The organism is Spirosoma endophyticum (genome assembly GCF_900112365.1).
GTDB classification, from domain to species: domain Bacteria; phylum Bacteroidota; class Bacteroidia; order Cytophagales; family Spirosomataceae; genus Spirosoma; species Spirosoma endophyticum.
In genome coordinates this window covers 409,694-430,596 of record NZ_FOLQ01000002.1, presented here as the reverse complement: position 1 = coordinate 430,596, position 20,903 = coordinate 409,694, and the positions used below count along the sequence as shown (strand labels likewise).

Genomic DNA, 20,903 nt, shown 5'->3' with positions numbered 1-20,903 from the left:
ACGCATTTTAACTTTAAATATGGGCTCGTCAAGCGTCAAGTTTGCCATTTACACCCCTGGCTAATTGCCCAAACGGAGGATTATACCGCAGGATTGAGCGTATCGGCCTGACGAATACAACGCTGAGGTTTACTGACCCCATTGCCAATCAGCAGGCGTTCGCACCAAAACCAAATCAACCATGGAAACACTCACACGACACCCCCCAACCAATACGACCTTATCACCACAGGAAGTCCGGTTGATCAATGCTTACTGGCGGGCTGCTAACTATTTGTCAGTTGGGCAAATGTATCTGCTGGATAATCCGTTACTCCGGGAGCCACTGACCCTGGCCCACATCAAGCGTATGCTGCTGGGCCACTGGGGTACTACACCTGGCCAGAATTTCATCTATGCGCATTTGAACCGGGTGATCAAAAAAGAGGATCTCAACATGGTTTACATGTCGGGACCGGGTCACGGCGGTCCGGCGGTGGTGGCCAATACGTATCTCGAAGGCACCTACAGCGAAGTTTATCCAAGGATTAGCCCCGATGAGGCCGGACTGAAAAAACTGTTTAAACAATTCTCCTTCCCCGGTGGCATTTCGAGCCATGTGTCGCCCCAAACCCCCGGTTCCATTCACGAAGGAGGTGAGCTGGGTTATTCGCTTAGTCATGCCTTTGGCGCCGTGTTCGATAACCCGGATTTGGTCGTCGCCTGCGTGATTGGCGATGGAGAAGCCGAAACCGGCCCGCTGGCGACGGCCTGGCATTCCAACAAGTTTCTCAATCCGGTTTCCGATGGGGTGGTGTTGCCGATTCTGCATTTGAATGGTTATAAAATTTCCAACCCGACGGTACTGGCCCGCATCACTCATGAGGAGTTGGAGCAATTGCTACGTGGTTACGGCTGGACGCCCTACTTCGTGGAAGGACACGAACCCGAACTCATGCATCAGGCGATGGCCGCTACGTTGGATGCCGCCATCGCGCAAATCAAACAGATTCAGCAAGAAGCTCGAACAGAAGGGAATACGACCCGACCGCGCTGGCCGATGATTGTACTGAAATCACCGAAGGGCTGGACCGGTCCAAAAGTGATTGACGGGCTTCCCAACGAAGGCACGTTTCGGGCGCATCAGGTTCCGCTTTCGGTGTCGGCCACCACCCCTCCCGAACATCTGACGCAACTGGAAAGCTGGTTGAGAAGCTATAAACCCGACGAACTCTTCGATGAACAGGGGCGGCTACTGGCCGAGCTGGCCCCGCAGGGCGACCGGCGGATGGGTGCCAACCCGCATGCCAACGGCGGGTTATTGCTGAAGGATCTCCACATGCCCGACTTTCGGGAGTACGCTGTTGACGTATCGTTGCCCGGCGTCGCGCAAGCCAGTGATACGCAGACGGTTGGGCGGTTTCTACGGGACGTAATCAAGCTGAATAATCAACCCCGCAACTTCAGGATATTTGGGCCCGACGAAACGCTTTCTAACAAGCTGGAAGCCGTTTTTGAGGTGACCAACCGGCAATGGGATGCCGAGACGGCCGAGAATGATCAATTTCTGGCACCGACGGGCAGCGTTATGGAAATGCTCAGTGAACACCAGTGCGAAGGGTGGCTGGAAGGCTATCTGCTCACGGGTCGGCACGGGCTCTTTAACAGCTACGAGGCCTTCATTCACATTGTCGATTCGATGGTCAACCAGCACGCCAAGTGGTTGAAAACGACGCGCGAAATCCCGTGGCGACGACCAATTGCCTCGCTCAATTACCTGCTGACGTCTACCGTCTGGCGGCAGGATCACAACGGCTTCACGCACCAGGACCCAGGTTTTATAGATCACGTGATCAACAAAAAAGCCGAAATAGTACGTGTGTATTTACCGCCGGATGCGAACTGCTTACTCTCAGTGATGGATCACTGCCTGCGCTCGCGTCACTACGTCAACGTGATCGTGGCGGGCAAGCACCCGGCCCCGCAATGGCTGAGTATGGACGCAGCGACGAAGCATTGTACGGAAGGCATTGGCATCTGGCCCTGGGCCAGTAACGATCAGGGCATTGAGCCCGACGCGGTGATGGCCTGCTGTGGCGACGTACCAACGCTCGAAACACTGGCAGCCGTTTCGATTCTCCGCACGCATCTGCCGGAGCTGAAAATTCGGGTGGTCAATGTGGTCGATCTGTTAAAACTGGAACGCCATACCGAACATCCGCACGGCCTGAGCGACGCGGATTACGACGCCATTTTTACCCGCAACAAGCCCGTTATTTTTGCCTTTCACGGCTACCCCTGGCTGGTGCATCGGTTAACCTACAACCGCGCCAACAACAGCAACATGCACGTGCGCGGCTACAAAGAAGAAGGTACGATTACGACGGCCTTCGATATGACGGTCCTCAACGAGTTGGACCGTTTTCACCTGGTCATGGACGTACTGGATCGCCTGCCGCACCTGGGAAACACGGGATCTTACCTGAAGCAACTGATGAAAGATAAACTCATCGAGCATAAATTGTACATCAACACCAACGGAGAAGATATGCCCGAAATTCGCCATTGGACATGGAATGCCTAATACGCATCAGCGGATTTATTCATACTAGGGTCGCTTTCGTTCGTACGGGTCATTCAATGGTAAGCAACCCATAAATAAAACTAATCTTGACAGGGCATTTGTCCGCTTATTACCAGATGTATGGCTTACGTATACCTACTCAAGCCAGTGCCGCCTGGGTTATAGGGGGCGAAGAAAAACCGTATGCCCGGCTCACGTTATGTGAGATCGAGTACGATCAGCCTTACGTCTATTCCTGAACAGGTTCATACCTCAATGCAGTAGCCGATAGCTTACGAGGATCAGGCCAACAACGTAAATTCCGGTAAAAATGAGCTTGTTGTATTGAGCCAACCATTCCGGCAGGAAAATATCAAAATTATTCTTCCGGGAAGCGGAATACTGTCTGGCCATCAGCGTTAATGGGCAACTTCCCCGAAAGACTAGCAAGACCAAGCCTTCCAGAATAACCAGCCCAATGGCAATTCCCGTATAAGCGGTTATTTGGTTAGCCAATCCAGCGTAGAGAACATACAAGATAGCTGTAACAAAGAATAGCCAGATAGCGGTATGAGTCAGCTTTATGGAATTTAATTTAGCTCGATTCTCCATATTTTTTTCATGGCTCTTTTCGGAACCACTTGGTAAAAGGTATGCAAAGAATAGCGCAACACAAACTATTTCATTTATAAGTACTACTACGTCTTTTTTCTACAGAAACTAAATTATAAAAATGAAAAATAAAGAAATTGATCAGTTATTGTGCGACGAAAATAATCATCTCAAAAAACTGCATAAGATCGTTAAAGAAACGATTCTGGCTGAAGAACTTATTGTTCAAAATCTGGTAAACCCGCCCCTGGATGTATTGACACCAGGTCAGAAACTTTCAGACAAAGTAGCGCGGTTCGGCGGTAGCTGGCAATTTATCAGCTGGTTCGGTATCCTGCTGACAATCTGGATCATTTTCAACGTATTGGCTGTCGGGCATTACAAATTTGATCCGTATCCATTCATCTTAATGAACCTGATTCTTTCCTGTATTGCCGCCCTGCAAGCCCCCATTATCATGATGAGCCAGAACCGGCAGGAAGAAAAAGACCGAATGAGAAGTGAAAACGATTACCTGATCAATTTAAAAGCAGAAATGCAGATCCGAAGCCTGAATAAAAAGATAGACGTATTGATTGAAGGGCAAGTAAAAACGCTATTTGAAACCCAGGAAAAACAATTCGCGCTGCTTCGGGAAATAAATGAAAAACTGGAAAATCGTCTTATTAATTCGTAGCGAATGGAAACAAAAACGACACGAACTATTATCCTGATTTTACTGGCATTTCTTGGCTTGGGTGCCATTGGAGGTGGTGGCGTATTAATTGTTTCGCCCTCCGGTGAGCTGATGGGAATGCCTTTATCTCTGTTGGACAGGTCACCCTTTACTAATTTTTTAGTGCCCGGACTTTTTCTGTTTGGGGTTCTGGGGCTGGTACCGTGTCTGTTGGTAGTGGCACTACTAAAAAAACCAGCCAGCAAAGCTGCCGACCAATTAAATTTCTTCTCTGATATGCACTGGTCGTGGACCTGCTGCATTTACGTTGCTATTGCGCTGATTATCTGGATACAGATCGAAATGGTGGTGATCTACGGTATTCATTGGTCACAAACTTTCTATATGTTTCTGGCCATAACCATACTCTTCGTTGCACTGCTACCAGGGGTCAGAAATTTGTATAAAAAGTGAGCGGCTGTCCATAATTTCAAATGGATTTACTGAATATCAATCCCCTTTCTACTCAACAACTCGGTTATGGATTACTACGTAGTGCCAATTGCTGAGGTAGCCCGCTCGCTGAAGACGTCATCCGCCGGACTTGACCCCGACACGGCTCGGCAACGATTGGCGGAATACGGCAGAAACCAGCTTGCGGACACCAGGAAGAAAACCGTCTGGCAAATCCTGCTTCATCAGTTGACGGATGTCATGATTCTGGTACTCATCGCAGCGGCTATTATTTCGGGGGTGGTGGGCGAAGTAAAATCCACCTATGTTATTCTGGCCATTATCATCCTGAACGCCATCATCGGATTTGTGCAGGAATATCGGGCGGATAAGGCGATGGAAGCCCTCAAAAAAATGGCGTCCAGCCAGGCACAGGTGTTGCGAAATAATCAGGCTACCAAGGTGGAAGCCTCCGATCTGGTACCCGGCGATGTGACGTTACTGGAAGCCGGAAATATCATTCCTGCCGATGTTCGCTTTATCGAAGCACACGCCCTGAAAGTCGATGAATCGTCGCTGACGGGGGAATCAACCAATGTCGAGAAAAATCCGGATATGCTTCCCGATGGCGATTATGCACTGGGTGACCGGTTGAACATGGGCTACAAAGGTACATTTGTGACCAACGGGCGGGCCACGGCCTATGTCGTGGCTACCGGCATGAACACCGAGCTGGGCCGGATTGCCACTCTGGTTCAATCGGACGAAACGGCTACGCCCCTCCAGAAACGCCTGGCGGTATTTGGCAAGAGCTTATCGATGGCGGTTCTGGTACTCTGTTTGATCTTTTTTGGAGTCGGCTGGCTACGGGGCGAGCCCCTGTTGAATTTGTTACTGGTTTCCATCTCACTGGCCGTGGCGGCCATTCCCGAAGCCCTGCCCGCCGTGGTGACGATTGCCCTTGCACTGGGAGCCAAACGATTGGTGAAAAGCCACGCGCTGATCCGCAAACTACCTGCTGTGGAAACACTGGGGTCAGTCACCTACATCTGCACCGATAAAACCGGCACCCTGACGCTCAACAAGATGACCGTACAGGAAATCTATGAATCGCCGACATTCGCTCTGCCCGTACTAGCCATTAGTAACGGGCTACTGACGGCGATGGCGCTTAACAATGACGTTGTAAAAGATGAGGAGGGTAACTGGCTGGGCGATTCCACGGAAGTAGCTTTGGCTCACTATGCAGCTGGTAGGGAATACGAGCGAATGAAGCTCGAAACCCAATTTCCGCGTATCGCTGAACTACCCTTCGACTCCCAGCGCAAGTGCATGACAACCCTGCATCAAACCCCGCACGGAGTCCTGTGCATTACCAAAGGAGCCGTCGGCGTACTGTTCGATCAACTGGACGCGGGCCAGGAATCCAGCATTCCGGATCTGCGGCAGCGCGTCGACGCGCTGGCCGAACAGGGCTACCGAATGCTGGGCTACGCGGGTAAACTTCTGCCCGAACTGCCCCAGAACGTAGTGCCCGCCACCCTGGAATCGGGCTTATTTTTTATCGGGTTTGCCAGCCTGATCGATCCGCCCCGCCAGGAAGCCAAACGGGCCGTTGCCGAATGCAAAGCCGCCGGTATTATTCCCGTGATGATTACGGGTGATCATAAACTAACGGCCAAGTCCATCGCCCAAACGCTGGGCATCATTTCGTCGGTCGATGATCTGGTGCTGACGGGGCCGGAATTGTCTAAGATGGATGAGCCAGCGTTCGACGCCATCGTCGAAAAAGTGCGGGTGTATGCCCGGGTCGATCCTGAACAGAAGTTACGGATCATCAGCGCCTTGCAAGCCCGGCACCAGTTCGTGGCCATGACCGGCGACGGTGTCAATGACGCCCCAGCCCTTAAAAACGCCGACATCGGGATTGCTATGGGTATTACGGGCACGGAAGTGGCCAAAGAAGCCGCCCACATGATTCTGCTGGATGACAACTTTGCCACCATCGTTAAAGCCGTGAAACACGGGCGACGCATCTTCGACAACATCCTGAAATTTATTCGCTACATCATGTCGGGCAACGCGGGTGAAATCTGGGCGCTCTTTCTGGCCCCTTTTTTCGGTTTACCCATTCCCTTACTGGCGATTCACATTCTGTGGATCAATCTGTTGACCGATGGCCTGCCCGGTCTGGCCCTGGCCTACGAGCCCGCCGAACGGAATAGTATGAAACGCCCACCCATTGATCCCCGGCAAACCATTTTTGCCGATGGACTGGGCTGGTTCATTTTGTGGGTCGGTTTGCTGATTGGGGGAGCTACCATCGGCATCGAAGCCTGGTCGATTCATAGCGGCATTGGGCACTGGCAAACGATGACCTTTACAGTGCTCTGTTTCAGTCAATTGGGAAACGCCCTGGCCATACGTTCCCGTAGGGAGTCGGTTTTCCGTATCGGTTTGTTTTCCAATAAACCCATGCTGGGGGCCGTAGTTTTTTCCGTTGTCCTCCAGTTACTGATCATCTACGCGCCATTTTTCAATACCCTGTTCAGCACCCAACCCTTAACAGTCGTTGAGTTAGGGATAACCCTGGTCGTTTCGAGCAGTACGTTCTGGGCCGTCGAGCTCGAAAAACTGATTCGGCGTAAGACGGCGGTGTCGATCAGTAATCACCTGCCTAAACCAAACCCGCTGGCTAGTTAACTGAGCGTTTGTAATCCCACGCCCTTTTTCGGCAAGTGAACTAAAAAAGTATGCGTTCGTATCATCGCCGATGAACTGCACAATCAGCTACGTTTCTCTCCAGGTACAGATGCCGTAGCGGTAAATAGATGAGCAAATTCAATCAAGGAAATGGTCGATATCCTACTTTACGGATAGCCACAAAACCCTGGCTGAGCAATGGGTTGTAAAATTGCGCTAGTGGAACCATGAGGTGTTATCATAGGCACGTTCGTATTTTAGTACCTAGCCGTCTGTATAAGTGCTTTTATTTGTTTTAATTTAGTCAATTATATACAAAAAAATCCATAGCTATGGCTGACAAAGACGAAGATACACGGAAAGAGGATCAGCAGGATCTTGAACACCAGCAGCAGGATCTTTTTCAAGAACTCGCCAGGGAGCAAACAGACGCCGAGAAAGCGCAGAAGGGAGACCAGGAGCGGTCAGCAAAAGCGCCCCCCCAGGATGAGAAGGCTGAGTAACAACCCACCCAAAAACCAGTCGTGATCTAGGCTATTACGACTAGTTTTGGGGAAGATTTAGGGCTAGCAACCCGTTATAACGAGCGTATTTCGAGAATCAATCCTCCTACGTACCGATTCGCCTGATGAAACGAACGTATGAATGGAGGTAGCCGTTGTGATATAAACAACAAAGCGAATGAACGTCAAACAAGTTTATCAACTTAAACAGGGCACTAAGGTTCTTCACCAACATTATGGCCTTTGTACCGTCGATGGGGTAATCCGGAGCTATGGCCCCTTGTTGCTGCCCGACACGATTGCAGGCCGGAATTTGCTGAGCGGAGCGTCCAGAACCCCACTGGGCACGCCCGTTGTCGAACCGTTATTTCACTTATTAACCCGGGTAAGCCTGCCCACTTCGATCCTGTCATCGGATAACCCTAACCCGTTAACAGGAACAATGCCCCGCTTTTAACACCAGGTCGGATATTGATAAAGTAAGCTCAGATGAATTGGTTTCCTTCGTTGCGAGGCTGTCTTTTTTGTCAGGCGAACGCCCGAGTCCATCTGTAAACCGATCAAAAGACTATCAGGTAGCTGACCGATCGAACGAGTGAGCTCGGCCAGCGAGTTAATCCATTGGACGCCAGAATTGGTTTTCAACCGGTTAACTAGGCCGTGATTCGTTAGTGCTTAAGCAGCTTCTGGGTCTTAGTCTGAAAATTGCTGACGACCTCATCGAGTGGACTATTCTTCATACCGATGGCCGCTTTTGCTCCAATGGCTTCAATCTCTTTTTGTCGTTCGGGTTTGTTACAAACGACCGTAACCGCATGCCCTGCGGTACTAATCCGTGAGCCAGTGGCTTACTGATGCTTCTTAAAGAGTCGGTTATTCTAATCTTCATACAAATATGAGTTTGTTGTCGCAAAACTCATATTTGTATGAAACCAGAGAAGTAGCCAAAACACGGAATGTTGTGCTGAAAAGCAGGATAGTAGTTAGTAAGAGCCTGTTAATGAGCTTTGTTGGAGCTACTGGTCTTATCCGCAACACATGATTTAACGGTTCACTAGTAGCCGCCAGCCAAACCTATATAATAAGCTGGCATTCATAAAACCACATCAATCGGGTTTTCGCTTACGTTTAAGAAGTTGGAAAGGCGATATCAGGGTCAAACGAAACATGAATCTACCCGGTCAATCAAGTCAATGAACAAAGCACTTAAAGAAGCTGTCAATGCGGTTTTGCCCATGACTGACGACGATTTTGCCTTGCTAGACGCCATGACCTCCACCTTTTCCATACCCAAAGGGCAAACATTGCTGGAGCCCGGTCGGGTGTGTAATAACATTTACTTTTTAACGCACGGCGTATTCCGCATGTACTACGTTGACCCCGACGGCCGGGAGATCAATTACCGATTTGCCTTTGAAACTAATTTCATGGTCGACTTTCAAAGCTTTCTGAGCCGCAAGCCCTCCCATTACTACTGGCAGGCGATGAAAAATGCCCAGGGATTCGCTTTCAGCTACGGCGATGTGCAACAAGCCTATCAACAATCGCGCAACTGGGAACGCTTCGGAAGATTGATGGCCGAGCAGGTTTACCAGCAGGTCAACGAGCGAATTGAACTCCTCCAATTTTTATCGCCCGAACAACGGTATCTGCACGTGGTCGCCACGCAACCGGCCCTGGTCAACCATATCTCTCAGTTTCATCTGTCCTCTTACCTGGGTGTTACACCTGAATCACTGAGCCGAATCCGCAAGCGGTTAAGTCAGCCCTAACAGCCCAGCCTTTCTTACCTTACGTCAACGATTTGGGTGTTTGTGGTGGTCGACCTTTGTGCCTAACAAACACAAACAAATGACGACCACAAAACGAAAAACGGCACTCATCACCGGCGCGTCGGGCGGGATAGGCTATGAACTGGCTACCCTGTTCGCCCGAGATGGGATTGATCTGATTCTGGTGGCTACTTGCCATCAGTACCGGGCTGACGCCCTCCCCCCGATTATTACTGGCGATCTCTACGTTCGTCATGCGTCAACGATAGCCGGGCACTAGCCCGACAAGATCAACTCCACGATTGACTCAATCCAGACACACTCATTTTTCATCTTTTTTCTCGATTTATCGATGGTAAAATTCACGATTCTCCTGCGCAAACGCGCGGACTTAAGTCACGACGAGTTTGTCACGTATCACAAGACCAAACATGCTCCGTTGTTCATTTCCCTGCCTGAAGTACAGCAGCATGTACGCCGATATGTACAATGCCATTCCTTGCCGATTGCGTTGCCGGGTATGCCGCCCCAAGCTTACGACGGCATAACGGAGTTATGGTTCGACAATGAAGCGGCCATGGGACAGGTATTCATGTCCGAGCGGTATCTGGCCCTGGTACGACCCGATGAAGCGAAATTTCTGGACATGGGAGGCTGTGGTTTTTTGGTATGTTCCGAGAACCCTGTGCTGTAACGGAATGACGTACCTGGGTGCGTTGAGCTCTATCTTTTCGAAAAAAGGCCTGCTATTGCCCGGCCTGAACCGTTTCTCCTCCGAAGATCATCTTTTTCAGGCCCGACGTAAAAAACAGGGTTGGTCTGGAAATGTCCTTTAAGGCCGCAAGTTGATCAGCCGTAAACTGGATCGTGAGTGCCGACAGATTATCCCGAAGCTGCTGGATTTGGCGGGCGCCCATGACCGGCGCGGTCACGCCCGGTTGCGCCAGAAGCCAGGCCAGGGCCACAGAAGCCAGGGGGGCGTCTAGTTGACCGGCCACGGTACGAAGTACGTCCAGGATTTGCCAGTTTCGATCGGTGAATTTAGAATTACCAAAGGGATTAGAGCCGCTCAGTCGTCCCTGCCCGCTGGCGCCGGCATTGGTCCGTTGATACTTGCCCGCCAAAAAGCCAGCCGCCAGCGGACTCCAGGGCGATAGGCTAAGTCCACATTCGCGACCGGCGGGAATGTGCTCCTGTTCCACCATGCGCTCCACCAGCGAGTACTCCATCTGCATGGCAATGGGGCCGGGTACCTGATGAACGGCGGCTAACGTAGCCGCTTTGGCCGTGTACCAGGCGGGCATGTCCGAAAAACCAACGTACCGAATCTTACCCGCCTGCACCAGGGCACCCAGCGTTTGCAACACCTCCTCCACGGGCGTCACCATATCCCAGACGTGCAGCCAGTAAAGGTCCACGTAGTCGGTCTTCAGCCGACGCAGGGAGCTTTCGAGGGCCTGATGAATATGCTTGCGCCCGTTGCCCCCCGCGTGCGGGTTGCCTGGTTGCGTGTTGAATCCGAATTTGGTTGCCAGCACCACCTGGTCACGTAGCCCTCGATCGGCAATGTACTGCCCGACGAGTTCTTCACTGCGGCCACCGGAATAGACATCGGCGGTGTCGATAAAGTTGCCCCCGGCATCGACGTACTGATTAAAGATCAGTTGGGAGGTGTCGTCAGGCGAGCCCCAGGCCGTGTTCCCAAAGGTCATGGTGCCCAGGGATAAAGGGCTCACCACAAGGCCGGAGCGACCCAGTGTACGATAATCAGTCAGTTTCATTGTAGCTGTTGTTTATTAGTCAAAAAGATGAGCGGAGTCGCTATTGCGCCGAGAATCGGAAAGCCACCGGACTGAGGCCCGTCTTACTTTTGAACAGGCGGCTAAAATACTGCGGGTATTCGAAGCCCAGCTGAAAAGCCGTCTCGTTGACCGACAGAGACGTCGTCAGGAGCAGCCGTTTGGCTTTTTCGATCAGGGCATGGTGAATATGTTGCTGCGTGTTCTGACCCGTCAGGATACGTAGCAGATCGCTCAGGTAGGCAGGTGATACGTTCAGTTTATCGGCGAAAAACTGGACCGTTGGTAAGGGGTGATCAGTCTCCTGCGCGAAATAGTCCGTCAGCGCGGTCTCGAACCGGCTCAAAAGCGATCCCTCATCACGGTCGTGTTCGACGGAACGCCGGGTAACAAACTGCCGGGTGTAAAAACGGTCGGCGTAGGTCAACAGCAAGTCAACCTGGCCGACTAATACGTCCTGACTGAAGGCGTCGATCGGTCGGTCGCACTCCGCCCGCAGGTTGTCGAGCAATCGGCCGAGCTGAACTTCTTCCTGTTCCGACAGGTGGAGTGCTTCATGCACGGCATAGGCGAAAAAACCGTAGCTGCCTATTCGTTTGCTTACCGGGTATTTTCTCAGCAGGTCCGGGTGAAACACCAGCATCCAGCCTGTCACCTGGGTGGTATCCAGGGACGGATCGACGGCGAACACCTGACCGGGCGCTGAAAAACCCATGACCCCCTCACTGAAATCGTAGGGACGATGGCCGTAATACAGCAAGCCATTCAGATTTCGTTTTAAAAAAACGGTGTATAGCTGGAGGGCTACCGGTTTGTGTACCCCCTTTCCGCCACGGGCCACCGCCTGTTGGTTAGCCGCTCCCAGGTCAATCAGGGTAAGCAACGGATGTGCGGGTGCGGGCAGGTCGTAGAACCGGGTGTATTCGGTGACGGTATGCAGCGTCTGAATGTCGTTGGTCGTGTGTTTCATCCGTAAAAATAAACGGTTCGTTATGATCCGTGTCGGGTTGTCAATTTGCCCGGATGGGTTCACCAACAACCTGAAACTGGATCTGGTTAACTAAAAACCGGGTAAGCTGACCCCGCTACGCTGCCTACCGGCAGAATAGCATCGAGTTCGTCTAGCTCCGTGGTACTTAACGTGATATCGGCAGCGGCAACATTCGCGTCCAGGTATGATCGTCTCTTCGTTCCGGGTATAGCGACCACCTGTTGAGCGAGTACCCAGGCCAGGGCCAGTTGCGAAGCCGAAACCCCTTTCGTTTTAGCCATTGATTCCAGCTTAGTAACTAACTCCAGGTTCTTGTAAAAGTTGTCGCCCTGGTAGCGGGGAAACATCCGGCGTGAATCATTCGGCTCGAAATCGTCCGGCGATTTAATCGCGCCCGACAGAAAGCCTCGTCCTAAAGGCGAGTAGCCCACAAAGCCGATACCCAGTTCCCGCGTTGTTTCCAGCACGCCCGTTACCTCTACCCCCCGATCGAACAGCGAATACTCGCTCTCGATGGCCGTAATAGGGTGTACCGCATGCGCCCGACGAATAATGTCGGAAGGCACTTCCGACAAGCCCAGATACCGAACCTTCCCTTCCTGAACCAGATCAGCCATCGCGCCCACGGTATCTTCGATGGGTGTGTTGGGGTCCAGGCGGTGCAGGTAATAAAGATCGATGTAGTCTGTTTTGAGGTTCTTCAATGATCGCTCAATAGACATTCGGACGTAAGCAGGATGTCCATTAAAGGCGTAGGTAATCGTGCCGGTGTCGTCAACCTCGAAACCAAACTTGGAGGCAATCGTGACCTGGTCGCGTTTGCCCGCTATGGCTTTGCCCACTAACTGTTCGTTGGTAAAGGGGCCGTACACATCAGCCGTGTCGAGCATGGTTACCCCGAGTTCAAGCGCCCGGTGAATCGTGGCTATGCTTTCGAGTTTGTCGGGCGTACCGTATACTGTGCCGCCGGGGAAGTCGGTCATACCCATACAGCCCAATCCTTCTACGGATACAGTTAATCCCTGACTTCCTAAAGCTACTTTTTTTAGTGTGTTCATATCGTATTGTGGTTTACTCCATTAGTTACGATACAAAGATCAGGGTAAGGTCCTCCCTGGCAGCTAAACAAATCGCGGTTTCTGCAATACAAAACGCGGACCTATAACGAGGGCAGGCAGAACAGACGTAGATAACTCGCCTAGCAAGGTAAGAACAGGTACACATCGGATCGTGGGTGTGCCCATTGGGGAACCTACGAAGGGGAATTCATCTGGGTTAAGCTTACGAAACCGCTTCGATAAAAACAGTGTCCGCTCCGGCCTGACATCATCAACATTGAGTTGACTCGTAGTAAAACGTACCTATGAATTCTCACTCAAATTTCGTTCAATTTTAGCGTCATTTAATTACTCCAAGTTGTAAAAATCGTTCAGCAAAACCTCCCCCTTATTGTCTTTCCTGATATAGACAAAACCGTCAGAAACAAGCTATACGGCTGTTTCTGACGGTTTTGCAAGGGTTAATGACGCGGTTACTCAATAGCCCGGATTCTGCGTAAGGGTCGGGTTCAGATCGCGTTCGCGCTGCGGAATGGGATACAGCTTGTGCGTTTCAGTGATGCTGGTTTTACCTTTCGCTTTCAGCAGTGGCACCAGACGATCGGTTCGTACCAGATCAAACCAGCGATGGCCTTCGGCGTTGAATTCCCACCGTCGTTCATCCCATATGGCCTGCCGAAAGGTATCTTTGGTCAAAGCGGTCGTGAAATCGACCGATGAGGTTCCAGTTAACGGAAAACCGAAAGCCCGGCGACGAAAAGGATTGATGGCATCCACAGCCGCAGCCGTGGGGCCACTGATTTCGTTCTCAGCTTCGGCAAACATCATCAACACATCAGCGTACCGAATGATCGGAAAGTTGTTGTTGGCATCACCGAACGCTTTAGCCGCCGGATCAACGTATTTGTTGAAGTGCTGAAACGTATTGACGGTTTTTCCGGCACCATCGACGTATGAATTGATGAACAGTTCTTTGCGTTTATCACCGGTTTTGAAGCTGTTGTACAAATCCATCGTCGGAATAAATGAGCCAAAACCCCGGCCCGTAATGGGTGAGTTTTCCGGCGCAAAATAGGTCACCATCCCACTGCCCTGGCCGCTACCTCCACCCACAAACTGAATCTCGAAAACAGACTCTTTGCCGTTTTTATTCGAAATGGCAAAAACGTCGATGTACTTGTCGAACAGGCCGTACCCATATTTGGCAGCATTGTCAATCACTTCTTTAGATTTGGCGCGGGCATTGGCGAAATCTTTGCGAGTCAGATAAACCCGCGCCAGCATCGACTTGGCGGCACCAGCCGTCACCCGGCCCAGATCGGCACCGCTAAACTTGTCCGGCAGGGAGGTTTCAGCATCGGCTAGGTCTTTAATAATTTGCGCGTACACTTCGTCGGCGCTCGCACGGGCTACGTCTTTTCCGACACTCAATGACTGGGTTTCAGTCAAAATCAGCGGTACCCCGCCATACCAGCGCACGAGGTAGAAATAATAATAGGCGCGCAGGAATTTCGCTTCACCAATCAGCCGCTTTTTCAGCGTTTCGTCCATCGGAATCCCCGGAATCCGGTCGATGGCGGTGTTGGCGCGGTTGACACCCTGGTAAATCACCTGCCAGGTTTGGGATACCACACTATTGGTGGCAATCGTCTGGAAACTCCAGAGCTGCACCCGGTCGGCATTGTTCAGCAGGGGGTCCATATCATCCGACGGCAAATCGCCCATAATGATGAAATTCCGGCTTTGGTCGCCCACCTGGTTGGAGATGTCATAGACGGCATTGACAGCCGCCGTAGCATCGTTCGCATTCGTATAAAAATTGACCGGAGCCAGCGACGAAGGTGGCGTTTCTTCCAGCGAACAGGCCCCCAGCCCAAGCGCCAGCGTGGCCACTAACAAGATTCGATTCGTTTTCATAAATAGCTAAAAGAAGGCAGGTTAGAGTCCGATGTTCAGTCCGGCCAGAATCATTTTATTACCCGGATAGCTACCGTAGTCACTACCCTGGCTTAGTGTGCTTTGTCCAAACCGGTTCACTTCAGGATCAAAACCGCTGTACGTAGTGAATGTGATCCAGTTTTGGGCGCTGACGTATACTTTCACGTTATAGAGTTTGATTTTGCTCACCAGCGACGCTGGCAACGTATACGACAGGTTGATGTTTTTCACCCGCAGGTATGATCCATCTTCGATCTGACGACTCGACAGCACATAGGCATTCCCAACGGCATTGGCACGCGGAATCTCGTTGCTTGGGTTGGTCGGTGTCCAGCGATTCAGGGTTTCTGCCGATTGATTACTTACCCCCGTCAGCGATTCCTGTTCAAACCGGTTAATGTTGAAAATGCTGTTACCAGACGTTCCCTGCATGAAAACGCTCAGCTCGACGCCTTTGTAGGAGAATGTATTGGTGATACCGCCGTATAATTTCGGCTGGGCGTATCCCAGAATGACGCGGTCACTGGCATTGATTGCTCCGTCGCTGTTTTGGTCTACATACCGACGGTCGCCTGGTTTAGCGGTTTTTTGCGCCGAGCCATCCACTTCGGTCTGGTTCTGAAAAATTCCGCTCGATTGATACCCGTAGAACAAACCAATCTGCTCACCAACCCGAACCAGACCCGAGTTTGGTAACTGAAGGTGTCCGCTGGCATCACCCGCAGCAAACTCCGTCTGATCGCCCAGGTTCAACACCTTGTTGCGGTTGGCGGCAATGTTGAACGCCGTCGTCCATTTGAAAGCGCCGTTCAGATTGGTCGAGTTGATTCCCAGCTCGAAACCCTGGTTGCGGATACTACCCAGATTTTGCAGCGCCGACGCGTAGCCGGAAACGTAGGGCAGCGGCACCGATAGCAACAGATCGGTCGTTTTCTTGTTGTAATAATCCGCCGTCAGGGTGATCCGGTTGTTCAGCACACCCACATCGATACCAATATCCGTCTGAGCCGTAGTTTCCCAGCGCAAATCCGGGTTGGCCACCCGCGACGGTCCAATGCCAATCACAACGGTATTATTGAAGTTGGCATTCTGGGTTCCCAGCGTCGCCAACGATTGATATTGCGTAATTTCCTGATTACCACTCAATCCGTAGCTAACCCGCAATTTCAGGTCGTTGATGACAGTGTTGCCTTTCAGAAAATTCTCTTCTGTCAACCGCCAGGCCACCGAAGCCGATGGAAAAACTGCCCATTTGTTACTGGAACCAAACCGGGATGATCCATCGGCCCGCACAGTAGCGGTCAGCAAATATTTACCGGCATAATCGTAATTAGCCCGACCAATGTATGAGTTAAGCTGCCAATTGCTGGCCGACGAAGCCGGAACCAGAGCCGTGGAAGCTGAGCCCAGGTTTTCGTACGTCAGAATGTCGTTGGCAAATCCCTGCGAACGTGCTTCGACACTTTCAAACCGGTTGCCCTGCATGGTATAGCCCGCCAGGAACGTCAGGTTATGAACCCTGGCAAATGTTTTGTTGTAGGTCAGCGTATTTTCATTCAGCCAGGTCGACGATTGGTTGTTTATGATCGACGCTTGACCACTTAGCTGCGTACCGGTTGCGGTGTTCCGCGATAGATACAAGCTACGTTTGGAGTAATTCACATCAGCCCCGAAACTCGTCCGGAACGTTAAACCGGGCAGAATTCTGTAGTCGGCAAATACGCTCCCGATCATCCGCGTACCGACGGTCAGGTTGTAGGTTCCCAACGCCTGCGCCACCGGACTACCAATCTGAATCCGACCGGGCGTATTGAATACCACCAGCGTACCGTCCGGGTTATAAACCGGTTGCGTGGGCGAGAAATTCAGGGCGCTATACACCACGGTTCCGCTTGTTCCCCCATCCGCATCCGTCGGAACGGCGTTGTTGCGGCTCCGGATGACGTTCAGGCTGGTTCCAATGTTGAATTTATCATTGATTTTATGATCGAAATTGAACCGAAACGAAGCCCGATCGTATTTCGAATTGATGATAATACCCTGCTGATTCAGGTAGTTGGCCGAAACGGCATAGCGCGTTTTATCTGAACCGCCCGAAGCCGTCAACTGGTAATTTTGAATGGGTGCATCCCGAAAAATTTCATCCTGCCAGTTGGTTCCCTCGCCAAAACCAGCGATTTGCGCATCCGTAAAAACCGGGGGCCTGCTCGCATTTACATTGGCTTCGTTCACCAGCGTAGCGTACTGCGTCGCGTTTAGCATCGGCAGTTTTTTTCGCACCTGCTGAATCCCGTAATAGGTCTCAAATTCAATGCGATTTTGACCCGACTTCCCACGTTTGGTCGTGATCAGTACCACCCCGTTGGCACCCCGTGATCCGTAAATGGCCGTGGCCGACGCATCTTTCAGGATTTCCATCGACTCAATGTCGTTCGGGTTCAGGTTGGCACCGCTTTCGTTGTAAACCGGAAACCCGTCGATTACATACAGCGGCTCGTTACCGGCGTTGATGGAATTACCACCCCGTATCCGGATCGTTACGCCACCGCCCGGTGCGTTGGATGCCTGCGTCACCTGCACCCCGGCGGCCCGGCCCTGTAGCGCTTGCCCGACGCCCGTTACCGGAAGGGCTTTAATTTCTTTGGCAGTTACCGACGAAAGAGACCCGGTCACATCACTTTTCCGCTGCGTACCGTACCCCACTACCACCACTTCTTCCAGTGCTTTCTGATCGTCGACCAGTTTAACTGTCAGCTGGCTACGACCGCCGATGGCTACGTCCTGCGAAATAAAGCCCAGCGACGAAATAACCAACGTACCGTCAGACGGAGCGTTTAGACTAAAATTACCCTGCGCATTGGTGGAGGTTCCGGTGGTTGTGCCTTTCACAACGACGTTCGCTCCGGGAATAACTTCCCCAGTAGCGCCAATTACTTTCCCAGAAACCGGGGCGGATTGCTGAGCCATCAACAGCAAAGGGAATTGCAGGCATACCAGCAAGGCGAACCAGATCCACCGGCTTCTATGAATACTATTTCTTTTCATAGGACTTAGATCAATAGGATACGTAATGTCATCGATTCTCATCGGATTTGTTGACTAAAAAAAATTCGGTTTACTCATTTTATGAAGACAATATTAATTAGCAAGAGCCTAAAAAATGTCGAAATAATCTAAATCGAACGGTTTGTCCACCTCTTTGAACGGTTTTTCACGCCTTTGAACGATTTGTCCACCCTTTAGATCATTAGACGCTATCAAGAAAAAATTGTACGTAACTAAACTTGCATGTCCAATAGTTGTAAGGGATAATCCATGTGAGAAAAAATAGATTTGTAGTAACCTTTGCCGAAATTGGATCAGTGATGCTACTTGTTTCATTGCTCCTGTATCTGCTATCGATCGTGCTTTAGACAGCTCATCCGATCGAACAGGAACAGTCGGTCAACCCTTCTTCTCTACTCATCCCGATGCAAAAGCGGCTACTCCTTTTTCTTGTCCTCATTAGCCCGTATCCGGCCGTGGTGGCTTGTGCCCAGTCGTTCGTTTCCGGTCCATCCAAAACCGCTGTCATCGCGACCTTGAAACCGCATAATCTGGCCGAAGCCCAGTGGGCCATGCAGCAACAACCCGTTACGGTAACGGCCCAAACCTCGCCCCGGAGCGCAGGCGGCAGACATGATTTCTTTTCGGAGGGCGATTACTGGTGGCCGGATTCGACAAATCTTGATGGGCCGTATATTCAACGGGATGGCCTGACGAACCCGAACAATTTCGTGGCGCACCGGCAAGCCCTAATTCGCTTTAGCCGCATCGTTGGCGCTCTGGCTTCGGCATACGTCCTGACCCATGATGAACGGTATATTCAGCAGGCGTTTCGGCATCTCAACGCCTGGTTTGTTGACCCAGCTACCCGCATGACTCCCTCCCTTTTGTATGCACAGGCGATAAAAGGACGATTCACCGGGCGAGGTATCGGCATTATCGACACCATTCACCTGATGGAAGTAGCGCAGGGACTACGTACTATGGAAAAAGCCAAAAACATTGATAAGCAATCTGTTTTGGCTATTCGGCGCTGGTTTGCGGACTATCTGACCTGGCTCACGACACACCCGTATGGCAAGGATGAGATGAACGCCAAAAATAACCACGGCACCTGCTGGGTGATGCAGGTAGCTGCTTTTGCCCGACTCACCAACAATGACTCGCTATTGAACGTCTGCCGGAATCGCTACAAAAACAGTTTATTACCTGATCAGATGGCGGCAGATGGGAGCTTTCCGCAAGAGCTTCGTCGGACCAAACCCTACGGCTATTCATTGTTTAATCTGGATGCGATGACGACGATCTGTCAGATCGCATCGATACCTACCGACAATCTTTGGACGTATCAGACTGCCGACGGACGTACCATCCGACAGGGTATTACGTACCTGTATCCCTTTGTTCAGTCTAAAGCGAAGTGGCCACTGAAACCGGATGTGATGTACTGGAACGACTGGCCCGTAGCCCACCCATTTCTGGTATTCGGTGCTATTACGTTCGGCCAAAACGAATGGTTCGACACCTGGACGAAACTGGACCATAATCCGCAGGTGGACGAAGTGCTACGTAACCTGCCCATTCGCAATCCAATTATCTGGCTAAACTAAACCCAGCCAAACAGACGCATGAAAAAAGGTAGATTCATTTTCGCATCCCTTGTTATAGCCTGCTTCCTGGCAGCCTTTGTACCAGATTTCCTGATCAAGACAGCCTTTAATCAGGCTCAACAGCAAACGCAACTTATGCTTAAAGAAATAGAGGCTGCGAAGAAATCGGCAGGCAGTAAAGTTGCGCTGGTATCACCCCGAACACTCGACAAAACGGGCGCGCTACAACTGGTGCCCGCCCGCGACTGGACGAGCGGTTTCTTCCCCGGCGAATTATGGTATCTCTATGAGTACACGGGTCAGCGTACTTGGGCCGATCAGGCGCGGCTTTATACGGCCAACCTGGAAAGCGAGAAAATGAATGCCGGTACGCACGACATGGGGTTCAAGCTGTATTGCAGCTATGGAAATGGTTATCGGTTGATGGGCGACAAGGCGTATCGGGACGTTATTATTCAGGGGGCACGAAGTCTGATAAAACGGTTTAAACCAACAGCGGGCATCATTCGGTCATGGGACCACCACAAGGAAGTCTGGCAATGCCCCGTCATCATCGACAACATGATGAATCTGGAACTCCTGTTTGCCGCCACCCGCCTGACGGGCGATTCTACGTTCTATAAAATTGCGGTCACGCACGCAAAAACGACGATACAAAATCATTACCGGCCAGATAATAGCTCTTATCACGTAGTGGATTATGATACGCTAACGGGGAAGGTGCTCAAGAAAAATACGCACCAGGGCTACAGTGATGAGTCGGCCTGGTCGCGGGGGCAGGCATGGGGCTTATACGGGTATACAATGTGTTACCGGGAGACGAAAGATCCCCAATTTCTGAAACAGGCCGAAGCGATTGCCCGCTACATGCTCAACCACCCACACATGCCCGCCGATCTGGTGCCTTATTACGACTTCGATGCACCCGGTATTCCGAACGAACCCCGCGACGTATCGGCCGCTGCGGTCATGACCTCAGCCTTGTATGAGCTTAGTACGTATAGCTCCACATCAGCGTACCGCGCTAAAGCTGATCAGGTAATTAGTAGCCTGGCAAAAAAGTATATGTCGCCGGTTGGTCAAAATCATGGGTTCCTGTTGCTGCATAGCACCGGCTCTAAAACAAGCGAAATCGATGTGCCCTTGGTTTATGCCGATTATTATTTTCTGGAAGCGCTGCTCCGGGCCAAAAAACTTAATGAGAAAAAGCCACTATTTTAGC

General features: G+C 51.3%; 19 protein-coding genes and 1 pseudogene. 12 read left to right on the top strand and 8 right to left on the bottom strand.

What is annotated here, in order from left to right; all coding sequences use genetic code 11:
• The first annotated feature begins 181 nt into the window (after window positions 1-181).
• Together BM202_RS06820 and BM202_RS37140 are read left to right on the top strand one after the other, a co-directional pair.
• Window positions 182-2,563, top strand: coding sequence for a phosphoketolase family protein (locus BM202_RS06820; protein WP_093824308.1), 2,382 nt, complete (start codon window positions 182-184; stop codon window positions 2,561-2,563).
• 86 nt (window positions 2,564-2,649) lie between these two features.
• The gene (locus BM202_RS37140; protein ID WP_177236521.1) at window positions 2,650-2,802 is read left to right on the top strand and encodes a hypothetical protein; all 153 of its coding nucleotides are present in this window, start codon (window positions 2,650-2,652) and stop codon (window positions 2,800-2,802) included.
• A 13-nt stretch (window positions 2,803-2,815) separates the two neighbouring features.
• Here the strand turns inward: BM202_RS37140 and BM202_RS06815 are convergent, their stop codons facing one another.
• Window positions 2,816-3,154 carry a hypothetical protein gene (locus BM202_RS06815; RefSeq protein ID WP_093824307.1) on the bottom strand — a complete coding sequence of 113 codons (339 nt, stop codon included), beginning with the start codon at window positions 3,152-3,154 and terminating at the stop codon, window positions 2,816-2,818.
• Window positions 3,155-3,275: 121 nt separating this feature from the next.
• Here BM202_RS06815 and BM202_RS06810 point away from each other — a divergent pair, with 121 nt between their 5' ends.
• From BM202_RS06810 to BM202_RS06795, 5 genes are all read left to right on the top strand, one after another.
• Window positions 3,276-3,830 (top strand): DUF1003 domain-containing protein, encoded by a 555-nt coding sequence (locus BM202_RS06810; RefSeq protein ID WP_093824305.1) that lies wholly within the window; start codon window positions 3,276-3,278, stop codon window positions 3,828-3,830.
• A 3-nt stretch (window positions 3,831-3,833) separates the two neighbouring features.
• On the top strand, window positions 3,834-4,283 hold the full coding sequence (locus BM202_RS06805) for a hypothetical protein (protein ID WP_093824303.1): 450 nt from the start codon (window positions 3,834-3,836) through the stop codon (window positions 4,281-4,283).
• Window positions 4,284-4,349: 66 nt separating this feature from the next.
• On the top strand, window positions 4,350-6,965 hold the full coding sequence (locus BM202_RS06800) for a cation-translocating P-type ATPase (RefSeq protein ID WP_093824301.1): 2,616 nt from the start codon (window positions 4,350-4,352) through the stop codon (window positions 6,963-6,965).
• A 332-nt stretch (window positions 6,966-7,297) separates the two neighbouring features.
• The gene (locus tag BM202_RS37135; RefSeq protein ID WP_177236520.1) at window positions 7,298-7,468 is read left to right on the top strand and encodes a hypothetical protein; all 171 of its coding nucleotides are present in this window, start codon (window positions 7,298-7,300) and stop codon (window positions 7,466-7,468) included.
• A gap of 178 nt (window positions 7,469-7,646) precedes the next feature.
• The gene (locus BM202_RS06795; protein ID WP_093824299.1) at window positions 7,647-7,925 is read left to right on the top strand and encodes a hypothetical protein; all 279 of its coding nucleotides are present in this window, start codon (window positions 7,647-7,649) and stop codon (window positions 7,923-7,925) included.
• Here BM202_RS06795 and BM202_RS36590 read toward each other — a convergent pair.
• The gene (locus BM202_RS36590; protein ID WP_143100646.1) at window positions 7,922-8,113 is read right to left on the bottom strand and encodes a hypothetical protein; all 192 of its coding nucleotides are present in this window, start codon (window positions 8,111-8,113) and stop codon (window positions 7,922-7,924) included. The two genes, BM202_RS06795 and BM202_RS36590, sit on opposite strands and share 4 nt — an antisense overlap.
• 91 nt (window positions 8,114-8,204) lie before the next feature.
• Window positions 8,205-8,357, bottom strand: a complete 153-nt coding sequence (locus BM202_RS37130; protein ID WP_177236519.1) for a hypothetical protein — start codon at window positions 8,355-8,357, stop codon at window positions 8,205-8,207.
• A gap of 304 nt (window positions 8,358-8,661) precedes the next feature.
• On the opposite strand from BM202_RS37130, the gene BM202_RS06790 reads away from it, so the two are divergent.
• From BM202_RS06790 to BM202_RS06780, 3 genes and pseudogenes are all read left to right on the top strand, one after another.
• Complete coding sequence (locus tag BM202_RS06790; RefSeq protein WP_093824297.1) at window positions 8,662-9,240, top strand: Crp/Fnr family transcriptional regulator; 579 nt, start codon at window positions 8,662-8,664, stop codon at window positions 9,238-9,240.
• Between the two features lie 79 nt (window positions 9,241-9,319).
• Window positions 9,320-9,430, top strand: a pseudogene (locus BM202_RS36585) (SDR family NAD(P)-dependent oxidoreductase); the annotation flags it as partial.
• Window positions 9,431-9,592: 162 nt separating this feature from the next.
• On the top strand, window positions 9,593-9,934 hold the full coding sequence (locus BM202_RS06780) for an EthD domain-containing protein (protein WP_093824293.1): 342 nt from the start codon (window positions 9,593-9,595) through the stop codon (window positions 9,932-9,934).
• Window positions 9,935-9,986: 52 nt separating this feature from the next.
• On the opposite strand, the gene BM202_RS06775 is transcribed toward BM202_RS06780, so the two are convergent.
• The 5 genes from BM202_RS06775 to BM202_RS06755 form a co-directional block, all read right to left on the bottom strand.
• The gene (locus BM202_RS06775; RefSeq protein WP_093824291.1) at window positions 9,987-11,021 is read right to left on the bottom strand and encodes an aldo/keto reductase; all 1,035 of its coding nucleotides are present in this window, start codon (window positions 11,019-11,021) and stop codon (window positions 9,987-9,989) included.
• Between the two features lie 40 nt (window positions 11,022-11,061).
• Complete coding sequence (locus BM202_RS06770) at window positions 11,062-12,009, bottom strand: helix-turn-helix domain-containing protein (RefSeq protein WP_093825159.1); 948 nt, start codon at window positions 12,007-12,009, stop codon at window positions 11,062-11,064.
• 86 nt (window positions 12,010-12,095) lie between these two features.
• A complete protein-coding gene (locus BM202_RS06765) occupies window positions 12,096-13,088 on the bottom strand; it encodes an aldo/keto reductase (protein WP_093824289.1) in 993 nt (330 codons plus the stop codon).
• Window positions 13,089-13,565: 477 nt separating this feature from the next.
• Window positions 13,566-15,005: a RagB/SusD family nutrient uptake outer membrane protein gene (locus BM202_RS06760; protein ID WP_093824287.1), complete on the bottom strand. Its 1,440-nt coding sequence runs from the start codon at window positions 15,003-15,005 to the stop codon at window positions 13,566-13,568.
• A gap of 21 nt (window positions 15,006-15,026) precedes the next feature.
• Complete coding sequence (locus BM202_RS06755; protein ID WP_245776548.1) at window positions 15,027-18,071, bottom strand: SusC/RagA family TonB-linked outer membrane protein; 3,045 nt, start codon at window positions 18,069-18,071, stop codon at window positions 15,027-15,029.
• Window positions 18,072-18,496: 425 nt separating this feature from the next.
• Between BM202_RS06755 and BM202_RS06745 the strand changes: the two genes are divergently transcribed.
• Together BM202_RS06745 and BM202_RS06740 are read left to right on the top strand one after the other, a co-directional pair.
• Window positions 18,497-19,681, top strand: a complete 1,185-nt coding sequence (locus tag BM202_RS06745; RefSeq protein ID WP_093824281.1) for an alginate lyase family protein — start codon at window positions 18,497-18,499, stop codon at window positions 19,679-19,681.
• A gap of 18 nt (window positions 19,682-19,699) precedes the next feature.
• Window positions 19,700-20,902, top strand: a complete 1,203-nt coding sequence (locus BM202_RS06740; protein ID WP_093824279.1) for a glycoside hydrolase family 88 protein — start codon at window positions 19,700-19,702, stop codon at window positions 20,900-20,902.
• The last annotated feature ends 1 nt before the right edge of the window (window position 20,903 follow it).